Below are 220 nucleotides of genomic sequence, written 5' to 3' on the forward strand. Positions count from 1 at the left end.
TTTTGCCTTGGCTTTCTCTTTTTCTTCTTCCGTTACTTCTTCGGTTCCTTCTCTTTTTTGCTTCGCTAATGCTGCCGCTTTTGCTTTTGCCGCTGCTGCTGCCTTCGCCTTAGCTTTCGCTTTTTCTTCTTCCGTTACTTCTTCTGTCCCTTCTCTTTTCTGCTTCGCTAACGCTGCCGCTTTTGCCTTTGCAGCTGCTGCTGCCTTCGCCTTGGCTTTC

General features: G+C 48.6%; 1 pseudogene. It reads right to left on the reverse strand.

Annotated features, from left to right (window positions below):
- Positions 1–220, reverse strand: a pseudogene (locus tag MR107_RS32150) (NADH-quinone oxidoreductase subunit C); the annotation flags it as partial.

The organism is Bacillus cereus group sp. BfR-BA-01441, from assembly GCF_022663075.1.
GTDB classification, from domain to species: Bacteria; Bacillota; Bacilli; order Bacillales; family Bacillaceae_G; genus Bacillus_A; species Bacillus_A cereus.